General features: G+C 63.5%; 1 protein-coding gene and 1 pseudogene. Both read left to right on the forward strand.

Features of this window, described 5'->3' with window-relative positions; translation table 11 throughout:
• Positions 1-383, forward strand: a pseudogene (locus EN738_RS34440) (hypothetical protein); the annotation flags it as partial.
• Positions 383-1,087, forward strand: coding sequence for a hypothetical protein (locus tag EN738_RS34445; RefSeq protein WP_127287380.1), 705 nt, complete (start codon positions 383-385; stop codon positions 1,085-1,087). The pseudogene EN738_RS34440 and the gene EN738_RS34445, both read left to right, overlap by 1 nt.
• Positions 1,088-1,183 lie beyond the last annotated feature (96 nt).

The following is a 1,183-nucleotide window of genomic DNA, read 5'->3' on the forward strand; positions in this document are numbered from 1 at the left end:
TGACGGCCCGCTGGAACCAAATCGAGCCGGCCTATGTCGCATTCAAGAGCGGGCAGGAAATCCCTCTCAATGGGACCGCGCTCGCCGCCTGGTCTGGCGTCACGCCCGAACAGGCCGAAGTGCTGCGCACCGCCGGCATCCGCACGGTCGAGGAAGTCCGCGACCTGACCGACGGGCAGCTTGACCGCGTGCGCCTGCCGAACATGCGTGATCTGCGCAAGCAGGCAGCTCTCTTCCTCGAGAACAGCGACGCAGCCAAGGCCGCCGAGCGTGAGGCCGCGAAGGATGCCCAGATCGCCGAGTTGGTTGAGCGTCAGGCCGCGATGGAAGCCATGATTGAGGAGCTGACCAAGCCGAAGGGCAAGGGTAGGGAAGCCGCCTGATGTCCATCCTCGACGTGGTCAAAGGCGCCGCGACGGTGCTCGGCATGGAAGTGCCGACGCTTCTCTATGGCGCGACCGGTCGAGAGATGGTCGAGATGCAGGAACTGGCCAACGTCATGGCGTCCGAAATCGCGGATGCCCATGACTGGCAGAAGCTGCTGATCCTGAAGACGCTCACCGGCGATGGCGTGTCAGATGCGTTCGACATGCCGACCGACTTCCGGCGGATGCAGAAAACATCGTCGCTCTGGTCGTCGCGCTGGCAGTGGGCAACCGAACACCTCACCAGCCCGGATCAGTGGCTTGAGCTTCAGGTGACGCCGATCGCCACGGTGAACGGCTACTGGATTATTTTCGGCGACCAGTTCCACCAGTGGCCGGTGATGGCGAACACCGAAACCGTCAAATTCTTCTACGTGTCGAACGATCTGGTCATGGCCAGCGACACGTCGAAAAAGACGATGTTCACCGAAGATGCCGACAGCTTCCGGCTTTCCGAGGAACTGCTGAAAAAGGCGATCATCTATCGCTGGAAGCAGAACAAGGGGCAGGCCTACGAGCAGGATCTGGACGACTACCAGGACCTGCTCCTGCGCCGGATCGACAGCGACGGCGGTTCCAAGCCGGTCGTCTCTGGTCAGCCGCCTGTCAGTTGGCGCGGCCGGAGCGTTGCGTGGCCTGGCACGGTCACAGGTGCAGCGTGAGGTACGAGCGGTTTCCCGGCCGCCGGAAAGCCGTTCCGGCGCCTGCGCGCGCCATGGCGCAGCCCTTCACGTTCGGTGCACCGGTCGCTGGCTGGG

The organism is Mesorhizobium sp. M4B.F.Ca.ET.017.02.2.1 (assembly GCF_003998955.1).
Classification (GTDB): Bacteria; Pseudomonadota; Alphaproteobacteria; order Rhizobiales; family Rhizobiaceae; genus Mesorhizobium; species Mesorhizobium abyssinicae.